We start from the raw sequence: 17657 nt of genomic DNA, 5'->3' as shown, positions 1-17657 counted from the left end.
TCACGAGAAACTCAGCGCAAGATCTCGTCCAATAGAACAACAACTCAGTCAACCCTTATCAACGACAAGGGTTTGACTGAGTCGAGAGGCCGATCGTACGGATTTGTGCTTGTCTGATCAGACGATCATATCATTCCTGAGTCGAGTGCCAATCGACACATCCGATTCTCTTCAAGCAAACGCCCCACAAATGGCAGGACGATATCGAAGCGTATTCCGGAACGATCGACATTCATCAGCCGACACAAGCAACCATTCCACTCAGGCGTGCGGTTCGGTCATGCTCCATGGATCAAGTGCCTGCTTCAACTGGTCCGCAGGCAGAATGTTCTGGTCCACGCACAACTGCCGAATCGTCTTGCCGCTCTTGAACGCGTCCTTCGCCAGCGCCGCCGCTTTTTCGTAGCCAATGTAGGGATTCAAACTGGTCACCATGGCCAGGCTTTGTTCAACGCTGGCGTCGCACGCTTCCGGGTTCGCTTCCATGTCGAGCGCGCACAAATCGATGAACGCCGTCGTCCCCTGAGCCATCAACGCCACCGACTCCAGCGTGGCATGCCCCATAATGGGCATCATGATGTTGAGTTGGAACTGGCCGCCGGTCGCGCCGCTGAACGCGACTGTCTGGTCATTTCCCATCACGCGAGCCGCCACTTGCATCAGGCTTTCGCACATGACAGGGTTCACTTTCCCCGGCATGATCGAGCTGCCCGGCTGACGATCGGGCAACATCACTTCGTAGAAGCCGCAACGTGGGCCCGAACCCAGCCAGCGAATATTGTTCGCCACATTGAACAGCGTGGTTGCGATCACGCGGAGCTGGCCATGGCATTCAACCAAACCGTCACGCTGCGCATTGCCTTCGAAGTGATTGACCGCTTCAATGAACGGCACACCTGTTTCCTTGGCAAGTGCCGCACAGGTCTGACGCGCGAAATCGGGATGTGTGTTGATCCCCGTTCCTACCGCAGTCCCCCCAACCGGAAGTTCAAGCACCGCTTGCAGCGCCTGCTTCGCACGACCGACGCTCAGTTCCAACTGACGCGCAAACCCACCGAATTCCTGCCCCAGGCGGAGTGGTGTCGCATCGGCCAGATGCGTGCGTCCGATCTTGATGATCTTGTCCCACTCGCGCGCCTTGTCTGACAAAACTTGTGCAAAGCGAGCCAACGCAGGAATCAGCGAGTTGTGAATCGAGAGAGCCACGGCGACGTGAATGGCCGTCGGAAAGGTGTCATTCGTGCTTTGCCCCATATTCACGTGGTCGTTCGGATGAATCGGCTTCTTCATTTCGAAGCGATTGCCACCGATGATTTCGATCGCACGATTCGAGATCACCTCATTGATGTTCATGTTGCTCGAAGTCCCCGAGCCAGTCTGAAAAACATCAATGGGAAACTCGGCGTCAAACTTGCCCGCAACGACTTCTTTTGCTGCGGCCAGCATGGCGTCGACTTGAGCGGCGGTGAGCGGATTCTTGCCCGTCCCTGTCAACTTGCCGAGATCGCGATTGGCCACACCGGCGGCCCATTTGACCAGGCCCATGGCCCGAATCATTTCCGTTCGCAGTGTCCAACCCGACACGGGGAAGTTCTCGACCGCGCGCTGTGTCTGTGCGCCGTAGTACGCCTTGGCCGGAACCTGGACATCACCCATGGAATCATGTTCGGTACGAAATTCGGTCATCGCAATTCGCTCAACTTCAAAAAGGATTCAGGAAAAGGCACGCCCAACCAGTATAGCGGCCCCGCATTTAGAGTCCGAGCCTAACTCCTCCTCTGTGTCTCCGTGCCTCCCTCACCGCCAGTGTGCTTCCGAAGTAAGCGAAACGAACTCGTGGGACCAGCGGCGGTGAGGGAGACACGGAGGCACAGAGGGGAATCAATTGCAATATGACTACTGCTTCAGCATACGTAGTCCTTGCGCAATGCAGAGAACCGCCACGACTGGTGCGCCGAAGAACAGCAACGCCTCCGTCGAGAGGGCCGCTGAACGCCCAAAGTGCATGAAATTGTAGAGCCGAACAAGTCCGGAGGGCATGCCGGACGGTGCCAGCAAATAAGCTGTCGAAAGATCCAGGTAGGCCCAATAGCACAGCAACCCGATCGCCAGAATCCGCGGCTGATCACGCAGACGAAAAAGCAAGTCGCGACTGGATCGCGAACTGCCTGCGGGACGTGCTCGCCGAGCGTCTTCAGTATCCTGCCCGGAAGTCACTAAAGATTCATTGACCAGCAGTTCCGCGAGATGAATCGCTTCCGTCTGAGAAACCGACTCCACCCACAGCCGCAACAGGACCGCGCGTGGTAACAACCAGACAGTCAAGGCCAACCCCCAGGGAATCGGCGTATCATAAACCGGACGCAACCAGGATGACTGGAAACAGACGACCGTCGCCAGACTCAAGAGCAGCGATCCCAAGAGCCCCGGCACGAGCAGCACTTGCCGCGCGATCCAGAGACCACGCAGCCCCTGTCCCTGACAAACCAAACGTTCGCCCACGCCTGCACCTTGCATGTCCTGGCGCGGTCGAACGTTTGTGGACTCCGTCCCCGTACCGCGGGCAGAACGAGGCGATCGCTGGCCGGTCCACATTCGCGCGGCACTCCAAGTGATCAAGCCGGTACACAGACTGACCAAACCGGCGATGAGAATTTCTCGGCCCAACCCCAGGGACTGAGTCGACTGACGCATCAGCAACTTCAAACCACTCGGCAAATTTCCCACCACCATTGCCAAGGGGATCAGACAGCCGAAGGTGATCGCAATGGCTAGATAGAGGGTCACGAACGCCCCCAATCGCGCTGGCCTGAACCGTTCCACCTCGTCACTGACCACAACCGATTGTCTACCTCGACGCGACACCCCAGCCATGATCAACAGGATGATTGGAAGCTGCATGACGACCGGCCACAACGCTCGCTTCAGCATCTCGTCCTGCCGCAGCCCCAGCCGCTGCGCCGTGATAAACCAGTCGGTCCAACTGGGCGTCTGTAACAAGGCCGCAAGCTCAAACTCTTGAAACGCTACCAGTCCCATCAATGCCAGCGCCGGTTGAACTCGCCGAACAGGACCGTGCCAATAACACCGCCAAAGCTGCCACCATTCACGCCTGGATGTCAGGTGATCTCGGACCAGCAACCACCGATTGTGCAAGGCGGTCGGACCGATCAATGACGCGGGCGAGGCATGCAGCGTGACAACTCCGACGGTGATCACGCGTAAAAACACCAGCCCTGCACAGATCCATTCCGCCCATTTTGGATGCGCCAGTGCCGTCTCGCGGTAGGTATATCCAACCAGCAATTCCGGAAACAAGAATGGGAGCAGGATCGCGGTAAGCACGAGCGGCCGCTGGGGGGTGGCAACCTGTCGAAGACCTCGCTCGACGAGCACAATGACAGGCCACGCCGCGAGACATAGAACGAACGTCCGCGTCAGAGTCCACCAGCACGATGCTTCCAGACTGATCGTGTCCGTCACAGTTTCCGACCACTCACAATCATGTGGATTCACCTTCCACGGCGGTATGACAACACATCACGGCCATGTGGACGAGTCATAAATTATCAACAAACCTGCCGGATCTCACTTCAAATACTCTTTCGTCAGCCATACCAAGCACTCGCGTCGGTCGTTCAGCATGGGCCGCAAATCAATGCCGCTCTTGGCCCACTCGGCCAGCTTCCTCACGTCCTCTGGCAAATCGGCCTTCTGCACGGCCCCCAATGGAATCTGCCGCGACTTCGCACGAGCGAGCGCCAGTTCCGCCTCCTCCGACGCGAGATAGTCGACCAACTTTCGGGCCGCCTCTGGCCGCCGCGTCCCTTGAATAATGCCGACCGTGTTGGGAATGCAGATCGTATGGGAGGTTGGTCGCGCAGCACGGCTCGTTGACTGGTCAGTAGCCTCTGTACCGCCCTCTGACGAACCAGAATCCGACGCCCCCTTCATCACATAGGCCGGGAGCATTTCCACGGGTGCCTGGTTGTCGAGTGCCACAAAGGCGTCGTCGGAATCGGTGAGTCCTGCATCACAGGTTCCCATCGCAACCACGTCTTTCACAGCCGCATTCCCATCAACTTCGCGAACTCCGCGCAATCGCAAATCGCGATGCCACTCCTGAAGCTGTTCGCCGCCCCACAAGTGCCACAGCACCGTATAGTGCGTCAATGTCGTTCCGAACAGCGGCTTGGCGATCGCGAATCGGGTCGGCTCCGTGGAAATCAGGTGTTGCAGCGTTTCGATGCTGGCGGGGGCTTGATGCGTGTTGAACAGGCAGACTCGCATCCGCGCGGCAAACCCCACCCAATACCCATCCTCATCACGAAACTGATCGGGAATTCGGTTCCATCCCACCCCTTGATAGGACTCCAGCAGCCCCTGCTCGCGTAGTTCGACCATCCCCAGAAGTTCGTTGTTCCAAAACACGTCGCACCGTGGTCGATCACGCTCCTGCACAATCAGATTGATCAGCCCCAGTGATTTCGTCGCTTCCGTGTCGAACCGAACTTCAACGGGAATGCCTGTTTTGCGGGAAAAATCGTTCAGAATCTGCTGCGCATACTCGGCGTCATGCGCGCAATAGACAATCAATGAATCCGGCGCAATCGCCAGCCACATTCCCGCAAGAACCAATGCCGCCACGACAGGAATCAAAATCAAAGACCGGTTGATCGAACGCGACATTCAGTCCACCCAAGTGCAAATAAAAGACACTTTGTCACAATTACTAGCCTAGAACAGGCCCTCTGCGGAATCAACCAACCGCTCACTTCAACGTTTAACGCTTAGAGGCATGCTCGACCGAGCCCGACATTTGCGCCTGCCCGGATTCTATCACCAATCGATCAACCAGGAGTGATTGAAATGATCTCGGCGGCGTCATTCATCATGACTGAAAACGCCCGACGATTGCGGTACAAATCTCACTTCATTTTTCAATATAGAACCCCAAACGATGGAAAGTATTGACGTGTCGAAAGTTGACTGGAGCTACCACCGCAAGAACTGCAACTCGTGCAGCAAGGCCACCGAGTTTTTGACCGAACACAATGTCAGCGTCAATACGACCGTCGACGCGCGGACCGTGCCACTCGTCGAGAGTGATGCACAAGCGTTGATTGATGCCGCAAATGAAATTTATGTCACACGCGGAACGAAAGTCCTGCATTTTGATCTCAAACACGAGCGGCCGGCAGAGCTGCTTGAACTGATCATGGGACGTAGTGGCAAACTTCGCGCCCCCACTTTGAAAGTCGGAAAAACCCTGATTGTCGGATTTGACCAGTCGACCTACGAACGTGTCCTCTCCTGATTTTCGCCCCTCCGACGTGCACGTTTGGTTCATCCTTTCGCGCAATTTGCAGAAGACTCAGAAGGACGCCACACCGTGGCGGTTGCCATCGTCAACCGGCCTCAGTGGGTCACGTAGACCTCTTTCTCTGCACAGAATCGATACTAAAGCCTTCGTGCTACGTGGCGAGTGACATCATACCGTGATATAATACGGGCTTATCGATCGGCGGGCGTCAAAACGGACTCATCCTCGTTTTCACATTGTGAATGGTCGTTCCCGAAGTCAGGTGTGTTACCCGCACCGTTGGCTCAGGACACCAGTGTCTACCAATTCGACTATTTGCCCGCTGCATGATTGTCTGTTCAGATCAAGGAATCGCAAACGATGGCCGTATTTCTGGGAATCGATGTAGGCACGAGCGGCACAAAAACTCTGGCCATGCACGAGGACGGATCGATACTGGCCGTGGCGACTGCAGAGTACCCCCTTTCGTCCCCCAAGCCCGGCTGGTCTGAACAAGACCCCGAAGACTGGTGGGAAGCCGTTCAAACCACGGTCAAGAAAGTCCTCAAATCAGCCAAAATCAAGCCGGATGACATCGGTGGGATCGGACTGAGCGGTCAGATGCACGGCAGCGTGTTTCTCGACAAGCAGCAAGCCGTCATCCGTCCGGCGATCCTCTGGAACGACCAACGCACCACGCAAGAGTGTGCCGACATCGAGCACAAAGTGGGCGGTCGCGCCAAGCTGATTGAGATGGTGGCCAATCCGGCACTTACCGGATTTACCGCACCGAAGATCCTGTGGCTCAAAAACCACGAACCGAAAAACTACGCCCGTGTTGCCCATATTCTCTTACCCAAAGACTACGTGCGATTCCGGCTCACCGGTGAATTCGCCACCGACGTCAGCGATGCATCGGGAACGTTGCTGCTCGACGTGCGTGCCCGTCAGTGGTGCAAGCCATTGATCGATCGGCTGGACATCAAGATTTCGACCCTGCCGAAAGTCTACGAATCCGAAGATATCACCGGCGAACTGACCGAAGCCTCTGCCAAGCTGCTGGGCCTGAAAAAAGGCGTCCCCGTGGTCGGTGGTGCCGGTGATCAGGCGGCCGGCGCCGTCGGAAATGGCATCGTCAAACGCGGAATCATCTCGGCCACCATGGGAACCAGTGGCGTCGTCTTCGCACACAGCGACGACGTGCAGATCGACCCCGCCGGCCGCATTCACACCTTCTGCCATGCCGTCCGTGGGAAGTGGCACGTGATGGGTGTGGTCCTTTCCGCCGGTGGAAGCCTGCAGTGGTACCGCAATCAACTCGCGCAGGCCGAAATCAACGACGGTAAGAAACTGAAAACCGACCCGTACAACCTGATCACCGAACAAGCCGCCGAGGCCCCTCCGGGCTGCGAGGGGTTGTTCTTCCTGCCGTATTTGACCGGCGAACGAACCCCGCATGCCGATCCATATGCCCGTGCCTGCTGGATCGGACTCAGCCTGCGTCACAACCGATCGCATATGATCCGTTCGATCATGGAAGGCGCGACCTACGCGATGCGAGATTGCCTGGAAGTCATCAATTCGATGAACATCCCGATCCGCGAAATCCGATTGTCGGGTGGCGGTGCTCGCAGTGACTTCTGGCGTCAGATGCAGGCCGACGTCTACGGACGCCGGGTCAGCATCATCAATGCCGATGAAGGCCCGGCTTTCGGTGCGGCACTCTTGGCGGCCTCTGGAACGGGCAAGTACAAATCGGTGGTCGAAGCGTGCGGCGCGACCGTGAAGGTGATTGCAAGCACAGACCCTCAGGCCGAAGCCAAACGGATCTACACCAAGTCCTACCCGATGTACGGCAAGCTCTATAAAGCACTCAAGAATGAGTTCGTGGACATCGCAAAAATTGTTTCCGAGTCATAACGCATGACCGATTTGTCCTCGAATAACATGCCATCGACATCGCCTGTTCCGGGCACGCCACCAGACCCCAAGCAATTGGGGCCAAAGTTTCGCGAATTGTGCGAAGTGGTGGCGAGGCTTCGATCCTCTACGGGTTGCCCTTGGGATCGCCAGCAGACGCTGGAATCGATCAAGCCGTACACACTGGAAGAAACATACGAACTGCTCGAAGCGATCGATTCAGGCAACGACGCCGAGATCGTCGAAGAACTCGGCGACGTCTTGCTACAGGTTGTGCTTGATAGCCAGATCGCCGCCGACGAGGCTCGCTTCAACCTGACCGACGTCGTTGACGGCCTGACCCAGAAAATGATCCGACGCCACCCGCACGTATTTGGCGATGTCGCGGCCGACTCATCACACGAAATCAATCGGAACTGGGACCGGATCAAGCAGGAAGAAAAGCAACGCGATTCGATCTTTGACGGACTGCCGGCGGCATTGCCGTCGTTGGCACGCGCCGCTCGGCTCTCGAAAAAGGCCGCGCGGGTGGGATACGACTTCCCCCAGCGTGCCATGCTGTTCGACAAGTTGCAGGAAGAACTACGAGAGCTGGCCGACGAACTCTTTCCGAATGGCGAGATTCCCGTCGTGGCCGCATCCGTCGATCTGCCTGTGGAACCCGATCCAGAACCGTTCGACGCCGCACGTCAACAACGGATCGAGTCGGAACTGGGCGATGTGCTGTTCGTGCTGGCCAACATCGCCCGCCGCTGGCACGTCAACCCCGAAGAGGCCCTTCGCGCCAGCAATGCCAAGTTCCAGCGCCGCGTCGAATTCATCGAGCGCCGCCTGAAAGAGCACGGCCGCGACATCCGCACCGCCACGCTCGAAGAGATGGAGCAGTTCTATCAAGAAGGTAAGCGACTCGAGAAAGCCAACGCTCGAGATCCCCAGCAAGACAACGAAAACACCTCCAAGTGACGGCCTATCCGATTGAAGTCCATCTCTGACCAATCACACCCGGCGAATGATCACTTGCTCCGGTTGCTCGCGGCGGGCTTCCTAGGACTGATTGCATCGACTTGGCCCTTGTGGACCCCGCAATCCGCGTTTCCTGAGGTCCCCTTATTCCGCGTCGCCGGACGGCTACACGCCGCCGTCGATTGGGCGTTCTTGTACGTCCTACTTGCCGCCCAAGGATCACTCCTTGTTGCGCCGCGCATCCGATACAGGCGCGTCGTGACATTGATCTCGATGGGATGTACGCTCGGACTTGTCTGCATTGATCAGCATCGTCTGCAGCCGTGGGCCTGGCAGTTCATCCTGGTCTCACTCGTCCTCTCTGCCGCCGACGCGTCAACGGCCCGCAGAGCCTGGCGGTGGATCGTCATCGGCATCTACGTCTGGTCGGCCTGGTCCAAACTCGACTATGGATTCACGCAGCAACATGGTCCCTTCCTGCTGGACGGGTTGCTCAAATCGATCGGACTGAAGACGGGCATTCAATCCTGGTCGGCGGCCGCTCGATCGATCATCTCGGCCGCGATTCCTTGCGCCGAGCTCTCGATTGCAGTAAGCCTCGCCTGGCCCCGTACGCGCCGCGTGGCTATCTACGGCGCGGCGATCATGCACCTGACGCTACTCATGGCTCTTGGCCCTTGGGGACACAACCATCAACCAGGCGTCCTGCTCTGGAATGTTTTCTTCCTGGTGCAAAACGCGCTGCTCTTCCGTCAAAGCCCCCCTGCCACGCCCACCGAGACCCCTGGTGCCCTATCCCAGCCGGCGCAATCGGCATCCGTTTGGGGCAATCGCTTCGCCTGGGGAGTGGTGATTCTCGCCATGATCTGGCCTGTAACAGAACCCTTCGGCCTATGCGATCACTGGCCTGCATGGGCGGTCTACGCCGCCAAACCCGAACGCGTGACGATCTCCATCGACAGCGACGAGCAATCTCGATTTCCCGCAGCGATGGAGCGATATTTCGGTGATGACATCGTCGAGCACGGCTGGACACCCATGCGACTCGATCGCTGGTCACTCGACGCAGTTCGCTGCCCGATCTATCCGCAGGATCGTTTTCAAGTTGGTGTCGCACTCGGAATGGCCGAAGAGTTCCATCTCTCAACCCTGCGAATTGTCATCGAAGGCCCCGCCAATCGCTGGTCTGGCAAGCGATCAACCAACGTCTACGAAGGCCTCGAATCCATTCGGACTCTCGCCGACTCTTATCGATTGGGCGCTCATCCACGTCCACAGTTGGATTGAGTGTCTGACTTGTCAACGCAAACCGTGGCCGAGACACTCATCAGTGCTGCCGTTGGAAAGCACATTCAGACTGGAGCAGCAATCTGATGAAACGCCTGCGGACAGTGGCAGCGACCAATCAACCTGAGGCATTCAGCCCTCTGGGTGTACTCTAGTTAACAACGCGAGTCATCTTTCCGCGTGGAACCATGTATACTTTGTGCTCAAAGGGTACTGCTCCGTTTGGCAACCGAACAGACCAACGGAATTCTGCACCATCCACGAAGAGAAGAATCTCCACATCTCCAATTGGAATATCCTGTCCATCGCGAAGGATGACTTCGTTTGCCCGATACTTGCGACGTCGAATGTGCGATTGCCAGCGCGCAACTCAATACGAACTTCGGCAGAAAAGTGCCTGTATTCTATTTGCGGTTGGTGAAGCATGGCAATTCTTCCGTTTTCAGCTCGCGACAGGGCAGAACTGTATGCCGATCCCGAAGCTCGTCAACTACGAGCTAGAGAATTGTATCATTGAGATGACTGTAGTTTCACCTCCGTATGTCGTCGATTTCGCCGGTGCCAGACTGACTCGTCCTGACCCTTCCCGGACGAAATCATTGAGTATTGGACCCGCCAAAAGCGCGAAGAGTTCGGCGAAGACTGGCCAAGAGTCAAGCGTCTCTTATCCGCATTCGAATCTCGCGGCATTTTCTTGACGGACGTGCATACGAAAAACGTGGCTTGCGGCTAATCGTTACAGAAGGAATCCCAGTCATCGCCCCAACTGATTCTCTCCACACTCCTTCAACTCCAACGACATCTAAAATGTTAGCGCTTCGTCGCCATCACCACATCAATCACTGACGAAGTCCGACAACCAACGACATCGCTGAATCCGGCTTGCTGAAGCAATGCTTCGTACTCGGAGAGGGTCCGTTCTTTTCCTTCCGTGCAGGTCAGCATATTCAAACTTTGCATCTGAGCCACACGGGGACCGCTGTAATCTTCCAACAGCAACTTCTCCGCGATTAGGATCGCGCCATTCGTCGGCAATCGATCGTAAATTCGTTTCAGCAATCGATGGATTTTTTCTTCAGTCCAGTCGTGCAGAATTCGGCCCAGCGCGATCAGATCGCCTTCTGGCAGCGGATCGCTGAAGAAATCGCCGCCGACGAGACTGATCCGATCCGCCATCCCCGATGCGGCAATGATCTCACGCGCGAGCGGTAAGGCCCCCGGCAGATCAAACAGCACGGCTTTTAACCCGACATAGCGCTGGCACGCGGCGATCGCCAGATGTCCAGTCGCGCCACCCAGATCGACCAGCGTCTGGAAGCGACTGAGATCCACGCTGTTCACGACCACCGGCGAACTGAGCATCCCGAACCCGTGCATCCCCATCAGGAACTCACGCAACGCTTCGGGGGTGTGAAAGAAGTTTTCAAACAAAGGGCTGTCCCACCCGTACGTCTGCTTCCAGCGATTGGTCCCTTCACGGATCGCATCTTCCAGATTTCCCCACAGCTTCCAGAGCACCGAATTGCTATAGCCAATGTACCCTGTGAAGCGATTCGGACTGGTCGACGTCAAGTACGTCTTCGCCGCGGGAGTCATCCCATAGTCACCCTCGCCGGTCCGCACGAGAAGTTGTAACCCAACGCAACCGTCCAGCAGACGCTTCAATGCGTCATCATCCGCATTCAGGTGTTTGGCAAGCACATCGAGAGACTTGGGTCCGTCATTGAGTGCATCGAAGACACCCAGCGACACGGCGGCGAACATCGTTTTCGAACGTCGAAACGCTTCAATCAAATCCAGGATGATTGCGGGATCAGGCAGCGAAAGATCTTTGGCCATGATTCAGACCGGTTCCTCATGAAAAATGCGAGAGAGCACGTGCGCCTGGCTGGTTTCGATCACACCAAGGTAGGTGGTCGTCGTCGGGCATGACAAGTGATCACGCCAGTGTATTGTCGGTCTATGACGAGGAAAGGCGTTTAAGTGTTCGCTGGTTCGTCCCCCGCTGCGAGGCGAGAAATCGACGAGGTGAGAATGCCATCGGCACCACAGTCGCGAGAGGCTCCAATCTCGCAAATCAACAGCGTCTTCCCGACATTCAAGCACAAAAAAAGCCCTCCTTCTCGACAACGAGAAGGGGGCTTCGAAAAACTTCGCGAACGACCGCCGTTAGTGCTGGAACAAGAATTCTTTCGAATTCAGAATCGCCCAACCGACGTCTTCCAACGCCTGCCGACGGTCCTGCTGGGCAGCAATGTGCTTGGTCGATGCGGTCATCTCTTCGGCAGATGGCGTACGAGCCAACGCCGCCAGATACAGAGACGTGATGATCTCTTCGTTCGACTTGTTCTCTTTCAGCATGATCGCAATTCGGCCATTGTCTGCACGCAGCTTGTTGTGCACCACAGGACCATTGATCATCTGCAACGCCTGCGACAAGTTCGATTCGCTGGAACGTTCGCACTGACAGGCCATTTCACGTTGTGGCTGGCCAAACACTTTCAGGAAGTAGTGATCGGTTGGAGGATCGGCCAGTTCACATGCGCGTGTTCCCAATGGCATGCCGGGGAACTGTTCTGGAACACTCGTCACCGCACAGATCCCGTCAAGCAACTGTTCCGCAGTCAGCAATCGGGTATTGGCGTGCGAGCAATAAATCTCGTCATCCTTGTTGAACGGATTCTTACGCGAGCTCAACTGATACGTGCGGCTGTTGCAGATCGTGCGGATCACCCACTTCTGGCTGAAGTTGTTCGCGGCAAACTGACGAGCCAGTTCGTCGAGCAATCGGGCATTTGAAGGAGGATTCGAATCGCGGAAGTCGTCGATCGGATCGACAATTCCTCGTCCGAACATGTGCCCCCAGATGCGATTGGTCACGCTCTTCGAGAAGAAGGGATTTTCAGGTTCCGTCAACCATTTTGCGAATACGACGCGTCGATCTTGATCGGCAGGGACGTCGACATCCCCCTTCAGCAACAGATGCACTTTCATTTGCTTGTTAGTGCGAGGTTGCGTCACTTCACCACCGCCCTGAGTGAAGATCACTTCTTCTTCGGCGTCGACCGAGTTCTTCCGACCGACACGCGCGAACGCGGCCGCAATTCCGTAGTAGTTGTCTTGCGTCCAACGCTCGAACGGATGGTTGTGGCACTTCGCGCACTGGATACGGACACCTAGAAACAACTGAGCCGTCGTTTCTGTTGCATCCAATGGATCACGGCTGGCACGCCAGAAGTTGGCAGGTGGATTCTCAAACACGCTGCCATTGGCTGTCAGCAACTCACGAGCAAACTGGTCGAGTGGCTTGTCATTGCGGATCGATTCATAAATCCACTGTCGGAACTTGTGAACCCCGGCGGTCTTCAGCTTCTTGCTGTTGGAACGCAGCACATCACCCCATTTCAGGGCCCAGAACGAAGCAAACTCGTCACTATCCAGCAGACGTTCGACCAACGTTGCACGCTGCGAACCACTTTTGTCGGCCAGGAAGACCCGAGCCTCGTCGGCGGTCGGCAAACGGCCCGTCAAATCGAGTGTCACCCGGCGAAGGAATTCGTCATCGCTGCACAGATCCGAGGGCAGAATCTGCAATTGCTTCAACTTCTCGAAGACCGCCGAATCCACGAAGTTGTTCTCCGCAGGATTGTTCCAGACGAACCCAGGCACATCTTCCAGGAACGTCATGTACGTTGTCGACATCTTGTCGAGATATCGAGCCAGAACAGCAGTTTCCCCACGACCATTCTTGGTCACCAGACCCAATGAGTTTACCGATCCAACCGATTCACTGGAGGAACTGAAGTCGGCCAATTGAGTCAGATCACGGATCGAGCCATCGCTGAAATACCCTTGAACCACGATCTGCTGACGAGCCGCAGGCTGACGCAGCACGCGTTTCGATGGAACCGTCACGATCTTGATCAGATCGGGTTCGGTGTCGGCATCAAGCCGCATTCCTTCGGCAATCCATTGCTCAAGCGTCCGATGCGCCGGCTCGCCCTTCATCAAGCGTTTTCCACCGCCGTGCGCCACTTCCATCAGCGGCTTTCGCAGCAACAAGCTTTGCCCGGGTTCCATGATGTTGGTTCGTCGTCCGAAGAACTCGGAACGCACCGTCATAATGTCCAGAACCGAATCATAGGCACGCAGTGACAGTCGGAAGCCACCCTTGCCCGAAGGGGAACCGTGACACGCACCCATATTGCAGCCGGCCTTCGTCAGCGCCATCTGCGTTTCGTTCTTAAAGCTGATCGGAGCGGCGGCTTCGAAATTCTTCACGGTCACGGGCACAGATACGACGTGAGCCCCCACCTTCGCGGTCAGGATCGCGTCTCCATTGCCGGCCGGAAGCGCGACCGCACCTTCGATCTTCACGACCGCCGGATTCGACGACGTGTATTCCGCCACAGGTGTCAGGTCGCGGACGTCATCGCCCGAATAGACGCCTGTCACCAGCAACTGCTGTCGTGAACGCTTCCCGAGCAGATCGAATTTGGCCGGTTCGAGCACAATCGATGAGGGTTGACCAACGTCAATGGCCTCTTCCGCCAAAGCGAACGCAGGCACCAATGCGATGGCTGCCAGCGAAAATAATCGGGAAAGTACTGTCATTCTCATAGCCGTCTTCTCCGTCCAGGAATCGTCAGAGACAGATGAATGTATCAATTTTTATGCATTTATTCGACTGCTAAAGTCACCGCTGGCGATGTGGCTTCGAATTTCGCAGTTCCCACCGCGGCATCACCTTTTACGGTGAGATTGTTCACAGTGGCCGCAGCCACGTCCGCGGTGGCTGTCAGCTTCACATCCACAGTGGACTGATCTGCGGGAATCGTCGCTGCCGCAGCCGTGATCCCTGCGGGAAGATTCTGGAACGTCACGTTCACCGGCGCGGTGAATGCGGGGTTCCGTTCGATGACGGCCTTCACGATCAATTCGCCACCCTTGGTGATCTTGCCAGCCGCAGGATCGAGCTTGATGGTCATCGGGGCGGCGAGTTGCAAGCGAAGCGCCATCCCTTGTACAGCCGTTTTGTCGCCTTGTTTCAAGGTCCCGCTCAAGCCGGCAGTGAAGTCGCCGAGTGCCGCCTGGTTGTTCGCCGAGATCACAATCTCGGCTTCGTTCTGGCCTTTGTCGATGTTCTTAACCGCGACCGTCACTCCGGCAGGAAGGCCGTTCTGGGCAGGTGTGACAGCCACTGCGACCGCTTCTTCAAATCCCGCCGCGCGGGTGGCGATCAGCTTCACCTTGGCCGACAGATCCTTTCCGAACACGATCACATTGGGTTCCGCACGCCAGGCAAATCCAGGAGCCGGAGCCGAAGACGCGACAATCGATTTACTGAGCGCCGATGGCGTCCATCGCATGTTGTTGTTGCGAGCCTTCAAGACACCATTAATCTCGGCCGGAACCACGACATTCGCCCCACCAATCGGTGCGGTTCCGACAATCGAAATCCCGTACAGTTCACCGGCCGGGAATTCTGCGGGTGCGTGCAACGTCATGACGGCGTCATTGCGACCGGCACCGATGATCGACGGACTGGCCGTCACGCCGGCTGGCAGATTCACGGCACTCAGTTCGATCGGACCGGCGTGCCCGGTGCGAATCGTCGTCACCGTCGCCATCACCGACCCACCCGCGGGAATGTTGAACGTGTCGAGCGACGCCGCCAGCGAAAAGGCGGGAGCCGCCGCGGTCACTTCAATTCGATAGGCATGTTCGCTGCCGCCACGATGATTCAGATCCTCCACGATCAGCGAGTACTCGCCATCCGCCGGAAACTTGAAGGTCACCGCACCTTCGTTCGTGCCGACATCCTCGGCCACGGCCAGTTGCCCGCCCTCTTTGTTCAAGATTCTGAAGTTCAGGTCCGTCGGTGAACCTTGCTGTCGCGTGATCCCCGTGAAGGTCGCCGTCTGATCTTTCTTGGCGGCAAACACAAAACGATCGATGTCACCGGGTTGCTCGAATCGACCGTTGATGTCATGCCCCAGATCAACCTTATTCGCCTGTTCAAGCGTGTTGTTCGGCTCGTGCTCCACAAACTGCGGCGTCGATACGATTTCCACCGCACTGAATCCGCTGAATCCATTCGGTCGTTTCAAACTGACGTTCATCCATTCTGCGGTTTGCGTCGCCGGAACAGACAAGGTGGTCGGGACAAGCCCGTCAACGCCAAATCCCGCCAGCGTCACATTCGTCGTCGTTCCGCGTTGAACCGCCATCGGATAGGCAACGGTCGCGACCGGAAAGTCACCGATTCGCAACCGAAAAGCACCGGCACCATACTTGATGTCGCGCAGTTCGAGAATGTACTCGCCCGCATCTTTGAACGTGTAGACAATCGACGAATCACCACTTAGCCCCGGAGTGTCGTCGTTATACGCAAGCTCGCGGCCATGCAGGTCGAGCACCCGAATGATCGGATCGAGCGACGAACCAATCCGTCGCGACAGCACTTCGATCGACAAACGCTGCCCGGCCTGGACTGGAAACTTGAAAAACTGCCAGCTCAGCCCTGCAACAGCCCCGTCAATGGCTGTTGGAACCGAAATCGCTTGAGCCGATGCCAACTGCACATTCGAACCGACCGAGGCAATCGAAGGGAGATCGTCGATCAACATCAGCTTCAAGGGGGAAACCCCCTTGTCGGTCACGACACGCAGGGCGTGAATCCCGCATGCGGTGTCGGCAGGAACATTGACCTTGTACGTCACCTGAGCGGGGTTCTCGCCATTTTTGTCGATCCCCTCGGCCAGCGTTGCGTCGCCGGGAAAACTGAGCCACAGCTTTTTCGCGACGGCCAGATTCCCACCGTTCAACTGAATCGCCGTCGCCGCTCCAGGAGGCAGTGCGCCTGGCACTGTTCCATTGACGACAGGTTCTTGCGCAAAGACTGATGAAACGCAACAGAAACTGGCGGTCAGAAAGAGGGATCTTGTGCAGCGAGAGACCATCATGCGGCTCGACTCCAAGGAGGGTCAGCAAGGCGGGAGCAATTCAGGCGGGGAAGACATCAGGTTTTACTGATACTTTATCATAGGAACCTGAAACGACGGGCGTCAATTTGAAAGGCCCGTCGACAGAGAACTTTCGCGGGACTCCGAAATCGGCATAAACCCACCGCCATCCCGCTTTTTCGATCATCACGAAGCCTTTTTCTGCTCAAAAGTCGCAAAGATCGATTCTGTCGAAAGCTCACTTTGACCCCGCCGGTTTCCATTCAACCCCACGCCGAGTTTGCCGCGGTTTCGTCATCGCCGTACACTTTCACGATCAATGAAGCGCACTTTCCAAAGAAAGCCGACGATGTCTGCATCAGCCTACGTCATCAATGTCACCCGTGAGACGTTCGAACAAGAAATCATTCAAAAGTCGATGGAAGTTCCCGTCGTCGTCGACTTCTGGGCTCCGTGGTGCAATCCCTGCCGCCAACTCGCCCCGATCCTGGAATCACTCGCCGAGGAAATGGGCGGCAAGTTCATCCTGGCCAAAGTCAACACTGACGAACAACCCGAAATCGCACAGGCATTCCGCGTGGAATCGCTGCCGACGGTCTTCGGAATGGTACAGGGCCAACCGGTCGATCAATTCACTGGCCTGCTGAGTGCTGAGCAGATTCGCGAATGGCTGGCGCGCCTGCTGCCCTCGCCCGCACAGCAACTGGCACAAGAGGGAATGAAGCTGGCCGAAACCGATCCGAAAGCAGCCGAACTGAAATATCGTCAGGCTCTGGAACTTATGCCCGACGAGGACGGACTGAAAATCCTGCTCGCAGGTGTCATTCTGAAACAAGGACGACTCGACGAATGCGCCACGATCCTTGAGGCACTCGAACAACGCGGCTTCCTCGAACCGGAAGCCGAACGGCTCAAGTCGGAACTCGACGTTCGCCGCACCGCAGCCGAAAGCGGTGGTGTCGAAGAAGCCCGCAAGGTGGCCGAGGCTGATCCGACAAATCTGATCGCTCAGATCCATCTCGCCGAAGCCTACGCCGCTTCGCAACAGCACCGGAAAGCACTCGAAATCTGCCTCGAGATCGTCCAGAAAGATTTTGGCGAGGCCCGCGCCGAAGCCAAGTCAACCATGGTCAAGATCTTCGACATGCTCGGACCCGGATCAGAACTCACCAGCGAGTACCGCCGAAAACTCGCCACCGCCCTGTACTAGAGCGTTTCCA

General features: G+C 56.8%; 11 protein-coding genes. 5 read left to right on the top strand and 6 right to left on the bottom strand.

Annotated elements, in window-relative coordinates; translation table 11 throughout:
- Positions 1 to 261 precede the first annotated feature (261 nt).
- From OSO_RS0134745 to OSO_RS0134735, 3 genes are all read right to left on the bottom strand, one after another.
- Positions 262 to 1686 carry a class II fumarate hydratase gene (locus tag OSO_RS0134745; protein ID WP_010587439.1) on the bottom strand — a complete coding sequence of 475 codons (1425 nt, stop codon included), beginning with the start codon at positions 1684 to 1686 and terminating at the stop codon, positions 262 to 264.
- 210 nt (positions 1687 to 1896) lie between these two features.
- Entirely contained in the window at positions 1897 to 3483 is a 1587-nt protein-coding gene (locus OSO_RS0134740) for a hypothetical protein (protein ID WP_029247792.1), read from the bottom strand.
- 105 nt (positions 3484 to 3588) lie between these two features.
- The gene (locus tag OSO_RS0134735; RefSeq protein ID WP_010587437.1) at positions 3589 to 4689 is read right to left on the bottom strand and encodes a substrate-binding domain-containing protein; all 1101 of its coding nucleotides are present in this window, start codon (positions 4687 to 4689) and stop codon (positions 3589 to 3591) included.
- 286 nt (positions 4690 to 4975) lie between these two features.
- On the opposite strand from OSO_RS0134735, the gene OSO_RS0134730 reads away from it, so the two are divergent.
- The 4 genes from OSO_RS0134730 (at position 4976) to OSO_RS0134715 (ending at position 9472) form a co-directional block, all read left to right on the top strand.
- A complete protein-coding gene (locus OSO_RS0134730) occupies positions 4976 to 5317 on the top strand; it encodes an ArsC family (seleno)protein (protein ID WP_157605878.1) in 342 nt (113 codons plus the stop codon).
- A gap of 366 nt (positions 5318 to 5683) precedes the next feature.
- Complete coding sequence (gene xylB, locus OSO_RS0134725) at positions 5684 to 7222, top strand: xylulokinase (RefSeq protein WP_010587435.1); 1539 nt, start codon at positions 5684 to 5686, stop codon at positions 7220 to 7222.
- Positions 7223 to 7225: 3 nt separating this feature from the next.
- A complete protein-coding gene (mazG, locus tag OSO_RS0134720) occupies positions 7226 to 8185 on the top strand; it encodes a nucleoside triphosphate pyrophosphohydrolase (RefSeq protein WP_010587434.1) in 960 nt (319 codons plus the stop codon).
- A gap of 54 nt (positions 8186 to 8239) precedes the next feature.
- The gene (locus OSO_RS0134715; RefSeq protein WP_157605875.1) at positions 8240 to 9472 is read left to right on the top strand and encodes a hypothetical protein; all 1233 of its coding nucleotides are present in this window, start codon (positions 8240 to 8242) and stop codon (positions 9470 to 9472) included.
- An 810-nt stretch (positions 9473 to 10282) separates the two neighbouring features.
- Here the strand turns inward: OSO_RS0134715 and OSO_RS0134700 are convergent.
- The 3 genes from OSO_RS0134700 to OSO_RS0134685 all read right to left on the bottom strand — a co-directional run bounded on the left by OSO_RS0134700 (position 10283) and on the right by OSO_RS0134685 (position 16437).
- The gene (locus OSO_RS0134700) at positions 10283 to 11311 is read right to left on the bottom strand and encodes a class I SAM-dependent methyltransferase (protein WP_010587431.1); all 1029 of its coding nucleotides are present in this window, start codon (positions 11309 to 11311) and stop codon (positions 10283 to 10285) included.
- A 330-nt stretch (positions 11312 to 11641) separates the two neighbouring features.
- Positions 11642 to 14092 (bottom strand): DUF1549 and DUF1553 domain-containing protein, encoded by a 2451-nt coding sequence (locus tag OSO_RS0134690; protein ID WP_010587430.1) that lies wholly within the window; start codon positions 14090 to 14092, stop codon positions 11642 to 11644.
- A gap of 59 nt (positions 14093 to 14151) precedes the next feature.
- On the bottom strand, positions 14152 to 16437 hold the full coding sequence (locus tag OSO_RS0134685; protein WP_010587429.1) for a PPC domain-containing protein: 2286 nt from the start codon (positions 16435 to 16437) through the stop codon (positions 14152 to 14154).
- A gap of 349 nt (positions 16438 to 16786) precedes the next feature.
- Here OSO_RS0134685 and trxA point away from each other — a divergent pair, with 349 nt between their 5' ends.
- On the top strand, positions 16787 to 17647 hold the full coding sequence (trxA, locus tag OSO_RS0134670) for a thioredoxin (protein ID WP_010587428.1): 861 nt from the start codon (positions 16787 to 16789) through the stop codon (positions 17645 to 17647).
- The last annotated feature ends 10 nt before the right edge of the window (positions 17648 to 17657 follow it).

It is taken from the genome of Schlesneria paludicola DSM 18645, assembly GCF_000255655.1.
GTDB classification, from domain to species: domain Bacteria; phylum Planctomycetota; class Planctomycetia; order Planctomycetales; family Planctomycetaceae; genus Schlesneria; species Schlesneria paludicola.
Note: the sequence above shows the minus strand (reverse complement) of the source record. Positions and strands in the feature narration are given on the sequence as shown.

Bases quoted from the DNA above. Each gene is read 5' to 3' on its own strand.
- mazG (WP_010587434.1), top strand. From the start codon at position 7,226: ATGACCGATTTGTCCTCGAATAACATGCCATCGACATCGCCTGTTCCG.
- OSO_RS0134700 (WP_010587431.1), bottom strand. From the start codon at position 11,311: ATGGCCAAAGATCTTTCGCTGCCTGATCCCGCAATCATCCTGGATTTG.
- OSO_RS0134745 (WP_010587439.1), bottom strand. From the start codon at position 1,686: ATGACCGAATTTCGTACCGAACATGATTCCATGGGTGATGTCCAGGTT.
- OSO_RS0134690 (WP_010587430.1), bottom strand. From the start codon at position 14,092: ATGAGAATGACAGTACTTTCCCGATTATTTTCGCTGGCAGCCATCGCA.
- trxA (WP_010587428.1), top strand. From the start codon at position 16,787: ATGTCTGCATCAGCCTACGTCATCAATGTCACCCGTGAGACGTTCGAA.
- OSO_RS0134735 (WP_010587437.1), bottom strand. From the start codon at position 4,689: ATGTCGCGTTCGATCAACCGGTCTTTGATTTTGATTCCTGTCGTGGCG.
- xylB (WP_010587435.1), top strand. From the start codon at position 5,684: ATGGCCGTATTTCTGGGAATCGATGTAGGCACGAGCGGCACAAAAACT.
- OSO_RS0134685 (WP_010587429.1), bottom strand. From the start codon at position 16,437: ATGATGGTCTCTCGCTGCACAAGATCCCTCTTTCTGACCGCCAGTTTC.